We start from the raw sequence: 19,732 nt of genomic DNA, 5'->3' as shown, positions 1-19,732 counted from the left end.
CCACGCGCCCGCCGGGGAGGGCAGGATGGTGTCCATGCAGCGTTCCGCCACTCGCAAGCGCGTCGCCGTCACCGGCGCCTCCGGGCTCATCGGCTCCGCCCTGGTCCGCTCCCTGCGCGCCGACGGCCACGAGGTCCTCCGGCTGGTCCGCCGGCCCGCCAGGACCGCCGACGAGGTCACCTGGGACCCGAAGCGGCTGTACGTGGACGCCGCCGGACTCGTCGGCGTGGACTCCGTCGTGCACCTGGCGGGCGCCGGGGTCGGCGAGCGCCGCTGGAACGAGGCGTACAAGCGGGAGATCCGGGACAGCCGGGTGCTCGGCACCAGGGCCGTCGCCGAGGCCCTCGCCTCGCTCGCGCAGCCGCCGGAGTCCCTGGTGTGCGGCACGGCGCTCGGCTGGTACGGGGACACCGGCAGCCGTGCGGTCGACGAGAGCGCCCCCGCCGGGACGGGCTTCCTGCCCGAGGTCTGCGTGGAGTGGGAGGCCGCCGCCGCGCCCGCCGAGGAGGCCGGCATCCGGGTCGCGTACGCCCGCACCGGCCTGGTCGTGGCCCGTGAGGGCGGGGCGTGGGGTCGGCTGTTCCCGGTCTTCCGCGCCGGGCTCGGCGGGCGGATGGGCGACGGCCGCCAGTACTGGTCGTACATCTCCCTCCACGACGAGGTGGCCGCCCTGCGCCACCTCGTCGACACCCCGTCGGTCTCCGGTCCGGTGAACCTGACGGCCCCCGAGCCCGTCACCAACCGCGAGGTGACGGCGGCGATGGGCCGGGTGCTCCGCCGGCCGACCGTGTGCACGGTGCCCGCACCCGCCCTGAAGCTGGTCCTCGGGGACTTCGCGCAGGACGTGCTGGGCAGTCAGCGGGTGCTGCCGGGGCGCCTGCTGGAGACGGGCTTCGAGTTCGCGTTCCCGACCATCGACGACGCGATCAGGGCCGCCGCCCGCTGAGCGCCGGCGCCCGCCGGGCACGGCACCGGCCCCTCCCCGCACCCCTGCGCTCCCCCGTGCCGCAAGCACCCCGGTGCGCGCGGCTGGCACCCGTGGGAGCGCTGCCTAGGCTCGACGAGAACGGCGAACTCGGGCGTTCCGGAGGCCGGTTGGGGGCATAGGCATCCCACCGGCCGCGCCGACCTGGGGAGGGGCACGTGCTCAACAGCGCAGACAGCGCAAGGACCGCACAGCGTACGGACGTCGAGGACGACGGCACGCGGGCCGTCGACGTCGTCGTCGTGGGAGCCGGGGTCGCGGGGCTCGCCGCCGCCCACCGGCTGACCGGCGCCGGACTCTCCGTCGCCGTCCTGGAGGCGGAGCCGCGGATCGGGGGGCGGATGGCCACCGAGGCCGTCGACGGCTTCCTGCTCGACCGGGTCGGACCGCTGCTCACCCTGTCGTACGAGGAGCTGCGCGCCACGCCCGGCCTCGACGGCCTCGTGCTGCGCCCCTTCGCTCCGGGGGTGCTCGTGCACAGCGACGGCCGCTACGCGCGATGGGGCGCTCCGCGCCCGCGCCGGGCGGCGGGCGGGCCCCGGGGAGCGGGCCACCGGAGCGTGGGGGGAGCGTTCAGCGTGGCGCGCGCCCTCGCGAGCGCCCCCCGTCATCCGGCCGCCTCGCTCGACCAGGCGCGGCTGGGCGCGTCGCTGGTCCGGCTGGCCGCGACCCCGACCCAGCGTCTCCTCGCCCGCCCCGAGCGGACCGCGCGCGAGGCGCTGACCGCCCGGCTGCCCGCCAGGACCGTGCAGGGGGTGCTGCGTCCGCTGCTCGCGGCGCTGCTCGGCGATCCGGACCTCGGCATGTCGAGCCGCCATGCGGACCTCGCGCTGCGGGCCTTCGCCAGGGGCAGGCTGACGGTCCCCCAGGGCGGTTCGGCGGCGCTCCCCGAGCAGCTGGCCGCCGCGCTGCCGCCGGGCACGGTCCGGACCGGCGTGCGGGTCACGGAGGCCTCGGTCTCCCGGGTCACGACGGAGCGGCACGGGGTCTTCCGGTGCCGGTCGGTGGTGCTCGCGACCGGCGCGCGGACGGCCGCCGCACTGCTTCCGGGGCTGCGGACCCCGGACTTCCACGCCGTGACGGTGCTCCACCACACGGCGCCGGTGGCGCCCACCGGGGACCCGACGCTCGTCCTGGAGTCCGACCCGGGCGGGCCGGTGGCCCACACCGCCGTGATGAGCGCGGTGGATCCGAGCCGGGCGCCGGGGGGCCGGCCCCTGATCACCTCGACGGTGCTGGGGACGCCGCCGGACGACACGGAACGACGGGTCCGCAAGCACCTGGCGACGCTCTACGGCACGTCGACCGACGAGTGGGAGCTGCTCGCCCTGCACCACACCCGGGACGCCGTGCCCGCGATGACGCCCCCGCACGACGCCCGCCGGCCGGTCCGGCTGCTCGCGGGCCTCTACGCCTGCGGCGACCACCGGGCCACCAGCACCCCGCAGGGCGCCCTCGCCTCGGGCCACCGGGCGGCCGGAGCCCTGCTGTCCGACCTGGGCCTGCGGGCGCCGGACGAGCCGGCGGCCGAGGAGGAGGCGGCCTGAGCCGGGCGGCGGCCGGGGCGCCCCGGGGCCGGGTCAGCCGATGGCCGCCACCCGGTCGCGGTAGGTGCGGGCCGCCGCCGCGTCGCGGTACGGCTCCAGGCGCCGCTCGAAGTCGCGTACGTACTCCACGGCGCGGGCGGACCGCATCTCGGAGGCCTGCTGGGCGGCCTCCGCGCCGAGCGCGCACGCCTGGTCGAGTTCCCCGAGGGCGAGGCGGGAGGTGGCCAGGACCACCCGGCAGAAGAGGCGGCTGCGGGCGTAGCCGGGGGCCCGCAGCTGGAGGGCGCGCTCGGCGTGCTGGGCGGCGGGGCGGTACTGCTGGAGGTCCCGGTGGCAGTGCCCCAGTTCGTCGGCGAGCTGGGCCTCGTCGAACGTCCGGGCCCAGTACGGCACCTCGTCGCCCGGCCGGGCCGCTTCGAGGGCCCGCTCGGCCCGTACGAGGGAGGCGCTGCACGCGCGGGCCTCGCCGAGGACCGCGTGCCCGCGCGCCTCGACCGCGTGCAGCATCGCCTGGACGACGGGCGGCGCGGCGGGCCCGACGCCCTGCTGGGCGACCCGGGCGAGCTGCACGGCCTCGCGGCCGTGGCCGAGGTAGACGGCCTGGCAGCTCATGGTGAGCAGGACGTAGGAGCCGTAGGCCCGGTCCCCGGCGGCCTGGGCGAGGCGCAGCGCCTGCACGAAGTAGCGCTGGGCGAGTCCGTGGGCGGCGATGTCGTACGAGGTCCAGCCGGCGAGCCGGGTGAGGTCCGCGGCGGCGGCGAAGAGCCGGCGGCCCACGGACTCCCCGTAGGTGCCGCGCAGCATCGGCTCGGTCTCGTGCTCCAGGTAGCGGACGAGGGCCTGGCGGGCGTGGCCGCCGCCGTAGGCGTGGTCGAGGGTGCGGAAGAGCTCCCCGACCGAGCGGAGGGCGGCGATGTCGCCGCTGGAGACCCGCTGGCCGGGCCCCCGGTCCGTACCGCGCTGCCGGGGCACGGAGAAGCGGCCCTGCGGCGGCACCCGGGGGTCGAGCGGGGCGCGGGGGTCGTGGGGCGGACGGTTGTCCTGCGGGGTGTGCGCGGAGCGCGGGTCACGCGGGTCGTACGGGGCCCCGGAGTCACCGGCGAGGCGGGAGTCGCTCCCGGGACGGGAGTCGCGGGTGAGCCGTGTGTCCTGCCCGAGGCGACTGTCGTGCGCGAGGCGGGCGGAGGCGGTGGCCGTGCCGCCGGTGGAGGCGCGGGCGGGCTGCGGCTGCTCCCCGCGCGCGACCTTGTCGTCGGCCCGCCCGATCAGCCAGTCGCGGCTGGGCACGACCAGGCCCGCCGGGGTGAAGGCGATCTTGCGGAGTTCCGCGTGGCTGCCGGAGTCCTTGCGCCAGAGGCCGCTGACGATGTCGACGGCCTCTTCCGGGGTCGCGGCGAACTCCAGGCCCGCGTAGACCGGCGCGCAGGCGTCGAGACCGAGGTCCTGGGCGGAGAGACGGCGGCCGAGGCGACGGGTGAAGACCTCGGCGATGAGGGCGGGCGTGGTGCCGCGCGGCTGCTGGCCGCGGAGCCAGCGGGTCACCGAGGTCTTGTCGTACCGCAGGTCGAGGCCGTGTTCCAGACCGAGCTGGTCGACCCGTCTCGCGAGCCCCGCGTGGGAGAACCCGGCTTCGGCGATGAGCGCGGCGAGCTGGCGGTTCGGGATGCGCTGCGGTGGTCGTTCCGTCATCAGCTGTGCGGTCTCCTGCCTTCCGGGTCCGGGCGGCAGCCCCGTCGGACCCTCATGGAACGGCGTGAATTTAGCGGTCCCCACGGCCCGTACCGCCAGCTTCGCCCCAGATTCATCCGATCGTGTGAGGATTGACGGCATCGCTGACGTAGGCGCCCCCGTCCACCTGCCGGAGGGGCGTCCCCGCCACCGCCGTACAGTGGCATGGGCGCGAATGACGCATGGTGCCGCCGCCGGCCCGGGATGATCCCCGGTCCCCGGTCCACGGCACCCAGGAGGAGGCATGGCCGTGAGTGAGCTGCGATTCGTCCGCCTTGGGTTCGGCGCGGAAGCCGTCGAGTACCAGGTGGCCTGGGACAAGCAGCGCGAGGTGCACGCCGCGCGGTTCGCCGACGAGACCGACGACACCTGTCTGCTCCTGGAGCACCCGCCGGTCTACACGGCCGGCCGGCGCACCCAGGAGAACGAGCGCCCGCTCGACGGGACGCCCGTGGTGGACGTCGACCGGGGCGGGAAGATCACCTGGCACGGCCCCGGCCAGCTGGTCGGCTACCCGATCATGAAGCTGCCCCGCCCGGTGGACGTCGTCGCGCACGTGCGCCGCCTGGAGGAGGCCCTGATCCGTACGGCCGCCGAGTTCGGAGTCGAGACCACCCGGATCGAGGGACGCAGCGGGGTCTGGGTCCTCGGCGACCCGGTCGAGCAGCGCCCGGCGATCGGCGGACTCTCCCTCGACTTCGATCCGCGGCTGACGGACGAGGAGTTCGACCCGCGCCTGAACGGGCCCGAGTACGCGCCGTCCAACGCCGGCCAGCGCCGCGAGGACCGCAAGCTCGCCGCCATCGGCATCCGGGTCGCCAAGGGCGTCACGATGCACGGCTTCGCGCTGAACGTGAACCCGGACAACGCCTGGTTCGACCGCATCATCCCCTGTGGCATCCGCGACGCGGGGGTGACCTCGCTCGCCAACGAGCTGGGCCGCGACCTCACGATCGAGGAGGTGCTCCCGGTCGCGGAGCGCCATCTGCGGGACGTCCTGGAGGGCGCGGAGCTCAGGCCCCGCGAGATCGAGCGTCCGGTGGCGGCGGAAACCGCCTCGGTCTGAGGAATGCAGGGCGCTGGCCAGAGGTTGGCCAGACGTAGTAAGGCATGGGAAGCAACGGCGTACCCTGGTGTTCGCCGAAGAATCGAAGCTACAGGAGCCGATGTGTCCGCAGTCGCACCCGACGGACGCAAGATGCTGCGCCTGGAGGTCCGGAACGCCCAGACCCCCATCGAGCGCAAGCCCGAGTGGATCAAGACCCGGGCGAAGATGGGGCCCGAGTACACGAAGATGCAGAGCCTCGTGAAGAGCGAGGGCCTGCACACGGTCTGCCAGGAGGCGGGCTGTCCCAACATCTTCGAGTGCTGGGAGGACCGCGAGGCCACCTTCCTCATCGGCGGTGACCAGTGCACCCGGCGCTGCGACTTCTGCCAGATCGACACGGGCAAGCCCGAGGCGCTGGACCGGGACGAGCCGCGCCGCGTGGGCGAGTCGGTCGTCACGATGGACCTGAACTACGCCACCATCACCGGCGTCGCGCGCGACGACCTGGAGGACGGCGGCGCCTGGCTGTACGCGGAGACCGTGCGCCAGATCCACCAGCAGACCGCGGACCGTGCCGACGGCCGGACCAAGGTCGAGCTGCTGGCCCCCGACTTCAACGCGGTGCCGGAGCTCCTGGCGGAGGTCTTCGCCTCCCGCCCCGAGGTCTTCGCGCACAACGTGGAGACGGTGCCGCGGATCTTCAAGCGGATCCGTCCGGGCTTCCGTTACGAGCGTTCCCTGGACGTCATCACGCAGGCCCGTGACTACGGCCTGGTCACGAAGTCGAACCTGATCCTCGGCATGGGCGAGACCCGCGAGGAGGTCAGCGAGGCGCTCCAGCAGCTGCACGACGCGGGCTGCGAGCTCATCACGATCACCCAGTACCTGCGCCCCTCGGTCCGGCACCACCCCGTGGAGCGCTGGGTCAAGCCGCAGGAGTTCGTGGAGCTGAAGGAGGAGGCCGACGAGATCGGCTTCTCCGGCGTGATGTCGGGCCCGCTGGTCCGGTCGTCGTACCGTGCCGGTCGTCTGTTCCAGCAGGCGATCGAGAAGCGCGGCGCGGTGGACAACGCCACGCAGGCGGTCTGAGCCGTTCCATGGCTGTGTGAATCCGAGCACAAGTAGTTACCGGTCAGTAGTGGCCGGATCCGGCGCGGCCCGTACGCCCCCGCAGCTCAGCGGGGATGTACGGGCCGCGCCGCCGTTCCCCGGTTCCGCCGCCTGGGCTCATCCACGTTTCATCAGTGTTTGACCACCGGGTCACGCCCTGGTAACACCAGTCTGTGAGCCTGGAACCACTCACCGCCACCACCCGCTCACACCCCCCGCCTCGTCTCACCCGCAATCGAGGGAGGACCCCGACATGCCGGCCGCATCGACGCACGTCCGCGTCACCGCGATCCCGTCCGTCACCGACGCCCTGAAGGCCGTGGAGTCACTGCTCCTCGGCGCCGGGCAGCGCACCGCCCGGCGCAACGCCTGGAACTCCGTCCTGGAGGACCGCCGCAACGCCAAGGACCGGGTCGAGGCCCAGCACGTGATGGAGGTCGCGTCGGGCCGGACTTCCCGGGCCACGTAAACTTCAGGACATGGCGAGGAAGGCAAACACGGGCAGCGCTGACGCTGCGAACCAGGGGCGGCTCAAGCAGATCGCCCTCACGTACAAGATGACCCGAAAGGCTGACCCTAAGGTCGGGCTTGTCGTCGCTGGCGTGGGCATCGTCGTACTCGGTGTCCTCCTCGCGATCGGCTTCCTGATCGGTCACCCGGTCTACCTGGGCATCCTGGGCTTCGTCCTGGCGCTCCTGGCGGCGGCCATCGTGTTCGGGCGGCGCGCCGAGCGCGCGGCCTTCGGACAGATGGAGGGCCAGCCGGGCGCGGCGGCGGCGGTGCTCCAGAACGTCGGGCGCGGCTGGACGACGACCCCCGCGGTCGCGATGAACCGCAGCCAGGACGTCGTGCACCGGGCGGTCGGCCGGGCCGGCATCGTGCTGGTGGCCGAGGGCAACCCCAACCGGGTCAAGACCCTGCTGGCGGCGGAGAAGAAGCGGATGAACCGCGTCGTGGTGGACGTGCCGGTGCACGACCTCATCGTCGGCGACGGCGAGGGCCAGGTGCCGCTGAAGAAGCTCCGCACGACCATGCTCAAGATGCCTCGGGTGCTCACCGGCCCGCAGGTGACGGCGGCCAACGACCGGCTGCGGGCGATGGGCGACCTCATGAGCAACATGCCGTTGCCGAAGGGCCCCATGCCCAAGGGGATGCGGATGCCGCGCGGCGGAAAGGCGCGCTGACCCACGACCTGACGAGAAAGGCCCCGGACCGTGACAACGGTCCGGGGCCTTTCTCCGCGCTCGGGGGGCCGGCCTCCTGCTCAGGAGCTCCGCGCCCGGGGATCAGATGCGGACCTGGACGGCGCCGGAGAGGCGGTCGTGGAGGCCGCGGCCGTCGCGGTCCCAGATCAGCGCCGGGAGGGCCAGGCAGACGAGCAGGGAGCGGAGCGCCACGCGCGGCAGGCCGAGGCGGCCGCCGTGCACGGAGACGACCTGGAGGCCGAAGAGGCGCTTGCCGGGCGTCGAGCCGATGGTGCCGACCGTCAGCACGCTCAGGACGAGCAGGATGACGAGGGCCCAGTTGCCGGTGGCCTGGTTGTAGCCGTCGGTGATCAAGCCGTATGCGATCAGCGTGCAGAGGGCCCAGTCGACGGCGAGGGCGCCGAGCCGCCGTCCCGGGCGGGCGATCGAGCCGGGGCCCTCCTCGGGCAGTCCCAGCTGCTGACCGCGGTAGCCGAAGTCCACGCCGGCCTCCTCGGCCGCCGCGCGGGGGCCGGAGAGCCAGGATCCGAGTGCTTGCCTGTTGTCCACGCGACCACGGTACTGCGCCCGTTTTTGATCACTTCGGCCCGGGTGGGCACAGCCGGTCCGGACGGGCGCCGAGCGCGCCGGAACGCCCCGGGGACACCCAGCCCGGTTAACTTCGACGAAACAATTGGGTCATGCTTGAGAAATCCCGTCTGCCTATGGTCGGGTCCAGCGTGTGCCACCGCACTGGCCGCACGACCGAGCTGCAACCCCGCCCCTCCCCGGGCCGGGAGTAGGAGGAGTTGGATGTCCGAGAAGCACGGGTTCCAGAACGCCGACGAGGTCAACAAGTTCATCAAGGACAACGACGTCAAGATGGTCGACGTCCGGTTCTGCGACCTTCCGGGCGTGATGCAGCACTTCACGATCCCGGCGACGGCCTTCGACCCGGCGGAGGAGCTCGCCTTCGACGGTTCGTCGATCCGCGGTTTCCAGGCCATCCACGAGTCCGACATGTCGCTCCGCGCCGACCTGTCGACGGCCCGCGTGGACCCCTTCCGCCGCGACAAGACGCTCAACATCAACTTCTTCATCCACGACCCGATCACGGGCGAGCAGTACAGCCGTGACCCGCGGAACATCGCGAAGAAGGCCGAGGCGTACCTCGCCTCCACCGGCATCGCCGACACCGCGTACTTCGGGCCCGAGGCCGAGTTCTACGTCTTCGACTCGGTGCGCTTCGAGACCTCCGCGAACCAGGGCTTCTACCACATCGACTCCGAGGCCGGCGCCTGGAACACCGGTTCGGAGGAGAACAACCGCGGCTACAAGGTCCGCTACAAGGGCGGCTACTTCCCGGCCCCGCCGGTCGACCACTTCGCCGACCTGCGCTCCGAGATCTCCCTGGAGCTGGAGAACGTCGGCCTCCAGGTCGAGCGCCAGCACCACGAGGTCGGCACCGCCGGCCAGGCCGAGATCAACTACAAGTTCAACACGCTGCTCGCCGCGGCCGACGACCTGATGCTCTTCAAGTACATCGTGAAGAACGTCGCCTGGCGCAACGGCAAGACCGCGACCTTCATGCCGAAGCCGATCTTCGGCGACAACGGCTCGGGCATGCACGTCCACCAGTCGCTGTGGTCGAACGGCTCCCCGCTGTTCTACGACGAGACGGGCTACGCGGGCCTCTCGGACATGGCCCGCTACTACATCGGCGGCATCCTCAAGCACGCCCCGTCGCTGCTCGCGTTCACCAACCCGACGGTGAACTCGTACCACCGCCTGGTCCCGGGCTTCGAGGCCCCGGTCAACATGGTGTACTCGCAGCGCAACCGCTCCGCCGCCATGCGCATCCCGATCACGGGCTCGAACCCGAAGGCCAAGCGCGTCGAGTTCCGTGCGCCGGACCCGTCCTCGAACCCGTACCTCGCCTTCTCGGCGCTGCTGCTCGCGGGCCTCGACGGCGTCAAGAACAAGATCGAGCCGATGGAGCCGATCGACAAGGACCTCTACGAGCTGGCTCCCGAGGAGCACGCCAACGTCCCCCAGGTCCCGACCAACCTGGAGGCCGTCCTCACCGCCCTGGAGGAGGACAACGAGTACCTCCAGGCCGGCGGCGTCTTCACCTCGGACCTCATCGAGACGTGGATCGACTACAAGCGCACGAACGAGATCGCCCCGATCCAGCTGCGCCCGCACCCGCACGAGTTCGAGCTGTACTTCGACCTCTAGAGCTCCCTGAGCCGCGGGTCCTTCGTACGACCTGACTGATGGGGGCCGTCCCTTCCTCTTCGCGGAGGAAGGGACGGCCCCCATCGGCGTGTTCCCGGCGGCCCTACGCCCGGCGGGCGGTGCGGGCGTCGGGGACGAACCAGGCGCGGGCTTCCTTCACGTAGGCGTCCGTCTGGGCCGTGGGCCGGTCCAGCCGGTCCACCAGGTCGGTCTCCTGGGAGAGCAGCGCGGTGCGCAGCGCCGGGTCGTCCGCGGACATCCGCTGGAGGGCGGCGACCGCGCGGGCGCTGCACCTGCCGAGGGCGGGCCAGCCGCCGTCCGGGGAGCGCAGCTCGGTGGTGCGGCCCTCGGCCGACGCGTAGGCGTAGGCGACGAAGACCGAGTGGGCGCCGGAGACCGCCGGGTTCACGATGTGCCCGGCCACGCCGTCGAGGGTCTCCCCGGTCCACTTCTGGCGGGGCAGCCACATCGCGCCCCAGGCGGTGGCGTACGGATAGGACGGGTTCGGGCTGCGCTTCGGGATCTGCGGGGAGAGCAGCCCGCCCTGGTTCATGGCGTGCAGCGAGTTCGCCATCCAGCCGATCTCGTTCCAGTGCTTCGCCTCGTCGAGCACCATCTCACGCCGTATCTGCGCGTCGACCGCCTCGGCCACGGCGGGCGCCAGACGGTGGGCGAACTCCGGCCGCACCCTGAGCGCGACGTCCAGCAGCATGTCGACGGAGAACGGGTTGAGCCGCTTCACCAGGGACTCGGGCGGCAGCTCCTCCAGTTCGTCGAGCAGCAGCCGGACGGGCTCCTCGGCTTCCGCCCTCACGAGGAGCGACAGCAGCGAGGGCAGGTGCATCAGGTCCCTCACCCGCGCGTACCCGAGCCTTCTGGCCAGCCGCTGCCCGGGAACGCCCGCGGCCAGCCGGCCGGCCCACTCGGCGTCCCAGATCAGGGCCAGCCGCAGGACGTCGGCGAGCGCGGCCGGGCTGGTCACCTGTCGCACCGTCGCCTCGTGCCGCTTGCCGAGGTTGTCCACCCACTTCGAGTGCCTGCCGCCCGACCGCAGCCCGAGCGCCACCAGCTGACGGACGACCTGGTACTGCTGGGTGGGGTGCTGGATGTGGGCGACCTCGCTCGTGAAGGCGTTCCAGGCTCCGCTCTCGCCCTGCAGGTCGCGCATCAGCTCGACACCGGCGCCGGCGGTCGCCCGCTCCACCGCCGTCAGCAGCCGGGCCGCCTCGACGGGGTCGTTGTACACGGCCTGGCGCACCTTGTCCCGCAGCAGGCTGTACTTGCGCCCGCGCCGGACCATCTCCTTGCCCTTCAGATAGCCGAGGGTCGCCGAGGCGGTGGCGCCGTTCAGCCCGGCCAGCACGTTGATCACCTCGGTCACCTGGTTGGCACTGGCCCCTCGGCTGATCTGCGCGCCCCAGCGCCGTCCCACCGACTCCGGGGTCTCGGTGCCCTCCTTCCGCAGCACCCACAGCCCGGCGTCCCCCACCGGCACACCGCCGTCGACCAGCGTCCGGGCGACCTCACGGGCGCACAGCGCCGACGACGAGGGCGAGGCGGAGGCCATGCGCTCGATGAAGACGGCCGCGTCGTGCTCGTTGACGTACTGGCCCGGCAGCCCCTGGTACATGGCACGGCCCAACTGGTGGAAGTAGCGCCGGGCGTCCGCGATGGGCGCCTCCTTCATCCCGTCGAAGAGCCTCTTGTCCGCGACGTGCCGGCCGAGCTTCTCCAGGAACTCCGCCCCGAACTCCTCGTCCTGCCCGAGCAGCAGGGCGGCCTGCGGGCCCCAGGGCCGCATCGAGCGGTTCAGCGCCCTGGCGACCACGTCCACGAACAGGTCCAGGCACTCCTCCCGGAAGGAGGCGTTGGCCTCCCAGATCCCCTTGATCAGGTGGTACTGGATGGAGATCCGCGGGTCCTCCTCCAGCCGGGCGTGCACCCAGTCCTTGCCGAGTTCCTCGGCGAGGAACTGGCAGAAGCCCTTCTTCTCGGTGAGGAACAGCTCGTCGACGCGCGCCGTCGCCGAGAGCAGCAGACCGGCGCCCTTGGCGTCCTGGTTGCCCCGTACCTGCTGGGCGAGGGTGCGGGCGAGACCGACGTCGGGGCGCTCCGCCCGGTCGCCGTACAGCGCGTGGCGGGCGGTGTAGTCGTGGATCTCGCTGGTCGTCCGCAGCAGCAGGGCCGCGTCCGTGGGGGTCGCCGTGCGCAGGGCGTTGTGGATGGCGACGCCGAAGCCCTCCCCCTTGTTGATCTTCTTGTCGTTGAGCAGCTTGGTGACGAAGGCGAGCTGGTAGTCGCGGGCCTCCTCCAGCGCGAACCGCAGGTCCACCGCGTCCGTGTGCCGCAGCGCCTGCCGGATGCGCGTCTCGTGCCGGACGAAGACGATGTCCCAGTCCTCGTAGTCGGGGTCGTAGCGCGCCCGGAGGACGAGGGACGCGACGTACAGCGCGATGCCGCGGGTGGGGTCGGGGTCGTGGTCGAGGAGCTTGCGGACCTCGGCCTCGTTCTGGACCCAGGAGGCGTACTCCGGCTCGCCGATGTCGTTGGCGGCGCGGCGCACCAGGCGTTCGACCCGGCTGACCGTGCGGTAGTCGAGGGCCTTGTCGGGGTTGAGGCGGATCAGGGTCTCCGATCCGCGCGTGGCGACGATCTCGTCGAGGCGCGGATCGTGGAAGCGGCTGAGCTGCTCCAGCACGCTGTAGAGCCCGTCGCCGGCCCTCGGCCTGGACTCCAGCAGGTCCCCGAACCGCCGCACCATCCAGTCGGCGAGGGTGTCGAACTGGGAGTCGCTGAAGCGGTGCCGGTGCCGGTGGATCGCCCGGATCACGGCCAGCAGGTCGCGTGCGGATCCCAGGGTGGTCTCGGGCAGCCGCGTCACGAGGGTCTTCAGGAGCCTGCCGATCACCCTCTCGCCGAGTGAGGAGTCCATCGCGAGCAGCACCAGCGCGATGGCCACCGGGGAGGCCTTCCGGCGCCACTTGGCGAAGTCGTCCTCGTGATCCGGGTCCAGCAGGCGCTCCGCGAGGGTCCGGCAGGTGCGCTCGTCGTACAGGCGCGCGCCGCGGAGCACGGGCAGCAGCCCGCTGCGGCGGTCCTCCAGGTCACGGAAGAGTTCCTTGGCGACGAGGTCGGCGACCTGGTCGTGGCGGCGCGGCCGGGTCGCCTCGTCGGGGTGCTCGAGCTCGGCGTGGGCGTCCAGGATCGTGCGGCAGTCGGCCTGGCTGGGGAAGCGGAGCCGGTCGGCGACTCCGTCCGGGGCGGCGCCGAGCCTGAAGAGGTTGGCGCGCTCCCCCTCGGGGACGGCCACGTTCCCGCCGAGCAGGGAGACGGCCGCGACGACGGCGGCCAGGTCCTGTGTGTCGGCCCCCAGGTCGGGGTCGCCCTTGAAGGTCGCCCGCAGTTCCTCCTCCAGGCGCTCGGGCCTGTCGTTCCCGCCCCGGTAGTCGCACAGCCCCTTGACGAAGTTGCTGAGGTCGTGGCCGCAGCGGCGTGCCAGCGCCTCGACGAAGCGGGCGTTCCCCGCGACCGTGTCCCCGTGGATCTCCCGGGCGCGGAAGGCCAGGTCGAGGAGGGCGGCGGGGCGGACGACGGAGTGGACGACGGTGAGGTTCGCCGCCTGCCAGTCGTGGTGGGAGTTGATGTCGTACTCCAGGCAGGCGAGCACGCTGACGCCGAGCTCCGCCGACACGGCGGGCAGCACGTGGTCGACGTCCGTCTCGCCCATCGGCCGGATGGCGTCGAGGATGACGACGGGGCAGCCGGACTCCGGCCGGTCCGGGGGCCCGAGACTGCCGAGGGCGTGCCGTACGCCTTCGGCGAGGACGTCACCGCTCGGGAACGCCCGGTTGTCGGGGACGAGCACGATCACCCGCCGCCCGGTCTCGGCGAGCGCGCGTGCCGTGCAGCGGGCGATGCAGCTCTTCCCGGAACCGGACGGCCCTCCCAGGACGGCCACCTTGCGTTCCGGTTCCTGGAAGATCGCCACGAGGCTGTCGACCTGGTCGGTGCGGATGTCGGGGAGGCGCTGCTGGTTGGGCTGTGTCTGCGTCCAGTCGTAGAGGCTCCAGTCGGTGGCCTTCAGGGTGCGCGTGTGCCAGCTCCGCGCCCAGTCGTCCCAGGCCTCGCCCCAGTAGGCGCGGGCCGCGCCCGCCAGGGTGAGACCGGGGTCCGCGACCGCGAGTGTCGGGGTCGTGTCTCCGGCGGTGGTACGGAACCAGCCGCCCTGCCCGGGATGGACGAGCGTGCCCCCGCAGGCGTCGGCGCGCAGGGCCGCCTCGTCGGGGTCCATGGGCAGGAACTGCGTCGTCGGGTTGAGGTGGGGCTGGGCGTACTTGCCGGCGGCCAGGGTCCGGGTCCCGGGGTAGGCCAGTTCGGGGGCGCCGAGGGTCCGCGACAGCAGCCGGAGGGCGGCGGGCAGGGCCACGGTGGTGTCGTCGACGCGGCTCGGTGGCAGCAGGCCGGGGACCGTCAGCCTCGGCTTCGGGTCCCCCTTGAGTTCCTCGTCGAACCCCAGCTGGAAGAGCAGGGTCCGTACGGGCTCGGCGCCGCTGTCGGAGGCCCTGTTGGTGGCCGGGGCGACGGAGTTCCACTTCCTGGTGATGCCGGTCAGCTCCCGGACCGCTTCGTCGTGTCCGGCGGCGGTGTCGCCGGCCTTGCTCTCCAGGGCGAACCGGGCCGCCCAGACCGTGGGAGGCAGGTCCGGGTCGCCACCGGCGTGGCGGATGGTGGCGTTCAGGTGGGTGGCGGAGGTGCCCACGGCGGCGGCCTCCCCGACGGTGGCCTTCTCGGGGGCGTCCGTGCCGGGGGCGTCCGTCCCTGGTGCGTCCGTCTCGGGGGCGTGCGGGCCGCTGTCGGGTGCGCAGGCCCACTCGTACAGCTGGGAGAGGTCGTCCTCCAGGCCCTCGACCTCCTGGAGGTGCGTCACCAGCTCGGCGTACGGGCCCTCGCAGGCCTTCGGGTCCGAGAGCAGGTCGACGAGGAGTTCGAGGCTGACGCGCCCGGAGCCGTCGGTCACGAACCGGTCCGGGATGCCCAGCCCCGCGCCCCGCAGCCCCCTCCGCTCCGCGTCCCGGAGCAGGGGCCGGAGACCCCGCGTGTGGAGTCGTTCGAGCAGGACGCCGGAGGGCGTGCGCGGCGCGCCCTCCTGACGCTTCGCCAGGATGCCGTCGAGGGCGAGCAGCGCGCCGATGACACCCTCGCGTGCCGAGACGGAGTCCAGAGCCGTCATCTTGCCTCCTCACTGCGGTCGGTCGTCAGGAACGGGTCGGGGCCGATCGGGGCGGATCGGAGTCGCCCGGAGACGGCGGGGACCGATCCGGCCCGGGCGGGTCGGGGCTGACGTCGAGGCAGAACACTCCCCGTACGTCGGCCACCATCAGGTGGGAGCCGTCCGCGTCGAAGGCGAGCGCGAGCGGCTGGTCCGGCAGCGGCAGCCGGGGCGCCGGGCGTGCGTCGCCGGAGCTGACCGGGAGGACGCGCAGCCAGGGGTTCTTCGCGTCGCCGGCCGCCGCCGCCAGGCTGTCGCCGACGGCGAGCACGACCGCCCCGTCACGCGCGGCGGGGAGTTCGAGGCCCCGCACCCCACGGCTCTCGTCCCACACGAACAGCCCGCCGCCCTGGTCGAGCATCCCCAGGGTGCGGCCGGTCGACGACACCACGGCGTGTTGCGTCGCGGGCATGAGCAACGGCTGACGTCGCAGCGCCGACACTCCGGTGTCCAGGACGCGGGTGGTCACGGTGCCGAAGTCGGTGGTGGCGACGAGCCGTACGTCACCGGTCTCGCCCCCCAGATGGACCTGGGTCACACCGCTCGATCCCGGCACGGTGAACGACCTGGTCGGCCCGGTGCCGTCCACGGCGACGACCTCGATCCGCGCGCCCCTGGCGACGGCGAGCAGCCCGTCGCCGTGCAGCGAGACCGCCGTCGCCCCGTCCAGGGCGGCCAGCGGCTCCGGGGCCCGGTCCGTCAGCGGCCACCACAGCAGTCCCGCGCCGTCCGCGACGAGCGCGACGACGGGTGCGCCGTCGACGACCGCGAGCGCCATGTGCGTGGCGATGCCGCCGTCCTCGGACGGCACGGTGTCGTCCAGCTGGGTGCCGTCCGCCAGGTTCCACAGCCGTACGGACGCGTCGCCGTGGGTGGTCACCACGAAGCCGTCGCCCTCCGCGCCGCCCGCGACCGCCAGGAGGTCGGGTACGGCCACCGTGTCCCTGTGGGTGGCCCACAGGATGTCGACCCCGGCGCCGGCGCCGCGCGGGTCCAGATCGTGTCCGCCCTCTCCGGACCGGAGCAGGGCCAGTTTCACCTGGAACACCCGCTCCGCCGGGGAGAGTCCGGGCTTCTGCGCCCGTACGCCCGCGTCGACGGCCTCCGGCAGGGCCGGGCCCCCTCCGGCGTCCAGGTGCCGGGCGAGCGCGCCGCCGGGCAACGCGGTCAGGAAGGCCAGCGAGGACCGTTCGGCGGCGAACTCCTTGCGGAAGGGGTAGGAGGCGTCCGCGAACAGGGCGGTCAGCGCCGTGTCGGCGGCCCAGTCGATCCCGGACTCCTCGGACGCGTGGACGGGCAGGCAGTCCCGTACGGCCTCGGCGAACTCCCGCCCGCGGGGCTGCGGCGCGAGGGGGGTGGCGAGGCGCCACGCCGGGGGCGGGGCGGGGAGCGAGCCGCTTCCCGTCCGCGTACCCGTACCCGTTCCCGTACGTGTGCCGGCGTCCCTGCCCGTACCGCTGCCCGCGCTGTTCGCCGTGTCCGCGGTGTTCGTCACCACGGTGGACAGCAGTTCCGCGGCCTCCCTCGCCTCCTCGGGGCCGTACGTCCCTCCGGAGCGGTCCGCGGCCGTGGCGAGGGCCGCCCAGTGCTCGGCGCTCAGGCCTGCCTCGTGCCCGCAGGCGGCCGCGGCCCGCACCGGCTCCAGCATCGCCCGGCACCAGGCATCCGAGTGGTCCCGGGAGGCGAGCAGGCTCAGATGGAAGATCCGCAGCTGCGTCGCCGCCGCGTCCCTCGCGCTCGCCCCGCCGTCGCGGTCGTGCGGGGTACGGAGGAAGGCGTCGACCGCGTGGACCGCCGCTCCGAAGTGTCCGTGGCAGGCGGCGGCGATGGCGCCGGCGCCCCTCCGGGAGGGGAGGCCGTGGGTGCCCCTACCCGCCGTCGGGGCATGGCGCAGGCGTGCGTCGACATAGGCGCGGACGCCCTCGTCGTCGGTGCCGAGCTGGAAGACCGGCAGCTGACGGTCCTGCCACACCGCGTCGGCGGCGTGGTCGTGACCGGCCGAGGCGATGACAGTGGTCCGCGCGTACTCGGCAAGCGGGTCGAGCAGCTCCGTGACCAGGGCCGTGAGGTCGTCCTCGGCCAGGTGGAGGTCGTCCACCAGCACGGTCCGGGGAGGCAGGGGCTCCAGGGCCTCACACAGCTCGTCCGGCGTCGGGGCGCCCCTCAGGCCGAGGCCGAGCGCCAGGCCGATCCGCCGGGCCAGGTTCGACACGGTGGCGTCCTGGGCGGTCACCAGCGCGTGCACGGAGTCGTCCGGGAGGATCAGGCCGCCGCTCCGGCGCCGGACGACGGGCGGTAACAGCCGCCGCCATTCGGGCTTCCCGCACACGGCCAGGTGCCCCAGCAGCGCGCTCTTGCCGACCCCGGCCGCGCCCCTGAGGATGAGCGGCCCGGCCGGTCCTCCGCCGGCGATGAACTCGCGGAGACGCTGCTGTTCCTCGGCCCGGCCGGAGAAGTACCAGCCCTCCTGACGCGGTCCGCTGCGGCCGCGTGCGAGGTGGGACCACTCGTCGAAGTGGGGGTCGCGGTCGAGCCAGTCGGGGGAGATACGGGGCATGTGCGCCGGGTCGGGCAGCGCGCGGCAGCTCCCGCGGCCGACGGAGTGCACCCAGACCTCCTGCTTGTCCGTCGACAGGTGCCTGTTGACCCGCTCCACGAGGACCGTGGGCTCGATGAACTCCGACGTGCCGCGGCTCTCGTCGAGCGCCTTGCCGAAGGCGCGGGCGAAGGCGAGCTGTCCGGCCTCCTGTGTTCTGCGGGCCGTCGCGATCACCCAGGCGTCGTAGTCGACGTTCCCGACGGCGGCCTGACCCCGGAGGGTCTCCATGGCATCGGCCGCGCCGGGCCCGGAGTAGCAGGCGTCGAGGACGAGGACCACCTGGTCGAAGAGGGGCTTCCTGGGTTCCTCGTCCCCGTACAAGGTCTCCATCACGTCTACCGGCTTGACGAGACGCTTGTTCCCCCGCGTACTCGTCGGCAGGGCCAGGCCCCAACTGGAGCCCGCCTTCACCTCGCCGTGTCCCGTGCAGTAGACGAACAGCGACAGCGGCGGCTCCTGCGCACCGCTCCGCACGGTCTCCAGCCAGTCACCGAGGTCCCCGCACACCTCGTGCAGGCCCCGCTCCCCCGAGGCTCCCCCGGGCCTGCGGATCTCCCGCATCCCCAGGTCCTGGAGTGTGCGGCGCATCGCCTTCAGTTCGTCCGGTACGTGTTCGAGCCGCGCCAGGCCGGTGCCCTCGCCGTACGCGCCCTCCCCCGCCAGGAGGAACCACCGCTCACCCAAGAGCTGCCTCGACGGCGCGAGCGGTCCGCAGGTTGGCGAGGTAGCGGGTGCAGTCGTGCATGTGGAGCAGGGGGTTGGCGACGACGAAGTCCTCGACCTCGTCGTTGTAGAGGGTCTTCAGCTTCTTGCGCAAAGCGACGACGTCCTGCTCCGCGGCCACGTTCACCCAGCGGCGGACGGACGGCGGGCGTCCCGGCTCCGCGTCGGCCGAGCGGGCCAGACGGCGGCGGATGGACTTCAGCCCGAGCGGCGAACCCATGGTGACCAGGGTGTCGATCCGGACGTCCTTGAGCTTCCACAGGACCTCGTAGGCGGCCACGCTGCCCAGCGAGTGGGCGAGGACCACCCGGGTGTCCTCCTGGATCGCCGTCTCCAGCTCGGCCCGGATCTCCTCGCCGAGTGCCGGTTCCTCGAAGTACCGGTGCACCTGCTTGATCTGGCGGATGAGGACCGAGGCGGTCATTCCGCCGAGGTACGGCGTCCGCTCCAGGATGCTGAGGCAGGCCTGGGCGCCGCGGACGACGCCCCCCTTGGAGGCCGGCTCGTCACTGTCCTCGTCGAAGGCCGCCGGGTCCGCCTCCCTTGCCATGGCCTCCAGGAGTTCGTACTCGAAGCCGTCGGCCACGTCGGCGGCGGTGTAGAGCGCGCCACCGCCGGACTTGCCCGTGCCGGCGTTGTACAGGTGTCCGTAGTAGGCCGCTTCGAACGACACCGTCGCGGCGTCGGCGTAGCGGATGTTCTTGAGTCCCGTGGTCAGTGCTCCGTGCCACGTCTCGTGCATCTCCTCGCGCGACCGCCAGGACCAACCGATGCCGTGTACGCCGACGATGCGGGCCACTTCGCCTCCCCCGATGACGGGCCGGAACATCCCGGCCGAGCATGCCAGAAGAATAGCCCCGAACAGCCGGGCGGGGAGAGTGCGGAGAGGTGACGGTCCCTCTCCTCCCGGAGTCGGCCGGGCAGTTGGGACGCGCTTCCACGGGTCCGCCGCCCCCGGGGTGTCCCAGGGGGCGGCGGACCCGTCGTTCGCTCTGATCCTTCTCGGGTCAGCGGCCGTAGCGGATCAGGGCACGGACCATGCGGCAGGTGGTGTCCGAGGGCGGGTGGATGCCGAGGGTGGCCGCGGTCGCGCGTATCTTCGCGTCCGTGGCCTTCGACGGGATGTAGACCCCGGCGTCGAGCAGGGCGATCGACAGGCGCATGGCCTTCAGGCGCCGGTTGTGCGACACGTACCACTCGCGGGGGCGGCCCGCGGGGAGCGCCTTCCTCTGCAGGGGCTTCCAGGGTTCGAGGGACGGAGTCCGGATCACGGCGACGGCCATGGCTACCTCCTGGCGGAC

At 72.9% G+C, this 19,732-nt stretch carries 13 protein-coding genes; 7 read left to right on the top strand and 6 right to left on the bottom strand.

Features of this window, described 5'->3' with window-relative positions; genetic code table 11:
• Window positions 1–25: 25 nt before the first annotated feature.
• Window positions 26–946 carry a TIGR01777 family oxidoreductase gene (locus tag ASD33_RS16765; protein ID WP_079044816.1) on the top strand — a complete coding sequence of 307 codons (921 nt, stop codon included), beginning with the start codon at window positions 26–28 and terminating at the stop codon, window positions 944–946.
• A gap of 197 nt (window positions 947–1,143) precedes the next feature.
• Window positions 1,144–2,532: an NAD(P)/FAD-dependent oxidoreductase gene (locus ASD33_RS16760; RefSeq protein WP_079044815.1), complete on the top strand. Its 1,389-nt coding sequence runs from the start codon at window positions 1,144–1,146 to the stop codon at window positions 2,530–2,532.
• Between the two features lie 33 nt (window positions 2,533–2,565).
• On the opposite strand, the gene ASD33_RS16755 is transcribed toward ASD33_RS16760, so the two are convergent.
• Complete coding sequence (locus ASD33_RS16755; protein WP_056560335.1) at window positions 2,566–4,221, bottom strand: hypothetical protein; 1,656 nt, start codon at window positions 4,219–4,221, stop codon at window positions 2,566–2,568.
• A gap of 289 nt (window positions 4,222–4,510) precedes the next feature.
• Here ASD33_RS16755 and lipB point away from each other — a divergent pair, with 289 nt between their 5' ends.
• From lipB to ASD33_RS16735, 4 genes are all read left to right on the top strand, one after another.
• Entirely contained in the window at window positions 4,511–5,326 is an 816-nt protein-coding gene (gene lipB, locus ASD33_RS16750; protein WP_056561520.1) for a lipoyl(octanoyl) transferase LipB, read from the top strand.
• Window positions 5,327–5,428: 102 nt separating this feature from the next.
• On the top strand, window positions 5,429–6,397 hold the full coding sequence (lipA, locus tag ASD33_RS16745; RefSeq protein WP_056560332.1) for a lipoyl synthase: 969 nt from the start codon (window positions 5,429–5,431) through the stop codon (window positions 6,395–6,397).
• A gap of 274 nt (window positions 6,398–6,671) precedes the next feature.
• Entirely contained in the window at window positions 6,672–6,887 is a 216-nt protein-coding gene (locus ASD33_RS16740) for a hypothetical protein (RefSeq protein WP_056560329.1), read from the top strand.
• Window positions 6,888–6,897: 10 nt separating this feature from the next.
• Window positions 6,898–7,602 (top strand): DUF4191 domain-containing protein, encoded by a 705-nt coding sequence (locus ASD33_RS16735; protein WP_056560326.1) that lies wholly within the window; start codon window positions 6,898–6,900, stop codon window positions 7,600–7,602.
• 102 nt (window positions 7,603–7,704) lie between these two features.
• Here the strand turns inward: ASD33_RS16735 and ASD33_RS16730 are convergent, their stop codons facing one another.
• Window positions 7,705–8,172 carry an RDD family protein gene (locus tag ASD33_RS16730; RefSeq protein WP_056560323.1) on the bottom strand — a complete coding sequence of 156 codons (468 nt, stop codon included), beginning with the start codon at window positions 8,170–8,172 and terminating at the stop codon, window positions 7,705–7,707.
• Between the two features lie 243 nt (window positions 8,173–8,415).
• Here ASD33_RS16730 and glnA point away from each other — a divergent pair, with 243 nt between their 5' ends.
• Window positions 8,416–9,840 (top strand): type I glutamate--ammonia ligase, encoded by a 1,425-nt coding sequence (glnA, locus tag ASD33_RS16725; protein ID WP_056560321.1) that lies wholly within the window; start codon window positions 8,416–8,418, stop codon window positions 9,838–9,840.
• 103 nt (window positions 9,841–9,943) lie between these two features.
• On the opposite strand, the gene ASD33_RS16720 is transcribed toward glnA, so the two are convergent.
• From ASD33_RS16720 to ASD33_RS16705, 4 genes are all read right to left on the bottom strand, one after another.
• Window positions 9,944–15,070 carry a hypothetical protein gene (locus tag ASD33_RS16720; RefSeq protein WP_056560317.1) on the bottom strand — a complete coding sequence of 1,709 codons (5,127 nt, stop codon included), beginning with the start codon at window positions 15,068–15,070 and terminating at the stop codon, window positions 9,944–9,946.
• 25 nt (window positions 15,071–15,095) lie between these two features.
• Window positions 15,096–18,392, bottom strand: coding sequence for an ATP-binding protein (locus ASD33_RS16715; RefSeq protein WP_056560314.1), 3,297 nt, complete (start codon window positions 18,390–18,392; stop codon window positions 15,096–15,098).
• On the bottom strand, window positions 18,385–19,230 hold the full coding sequence (locus ASD33_RS16710; RefSeq protein WP_056560312.1) for a hypothetical protein: 846 nt from the start codon (window positions 19,228–19,230) through the stop codon (window positions 18,385–18,387). Before ASD33_RS16710 ends, ASD33_RS16715 begins: the two co-directional genes overlap by 8 nt.
• 208 nt (window positions 19,231–19,438) lie before the next feature.
• Window positions 19,439–19,714, bottom strand: coding sequence for a hypothetical protein (locus tag ASD33_RS16705; protein ID WP_056560310.1), 276 nt, complete (start codon window positions 19,712–19,714; stop codon window positions 19,439–19,441).
• Window positions 19,715–19,732: the final 18 nt, after the last annotated feature.

The organism is Streptomyces sp. Root1304, from assembly GCF_001426405.1.
In the GTDB taxonomy this organism is placed as follows: Bacteria; Actinomycetota; Actinomycetes; order Streptomycetales; family Streptomycetaceae; genus Streptomyces.
Note: the sequence above shows the minus strand (reverse complement) of the source record. Positions and strands in the feature narration are given on the sequence as shown.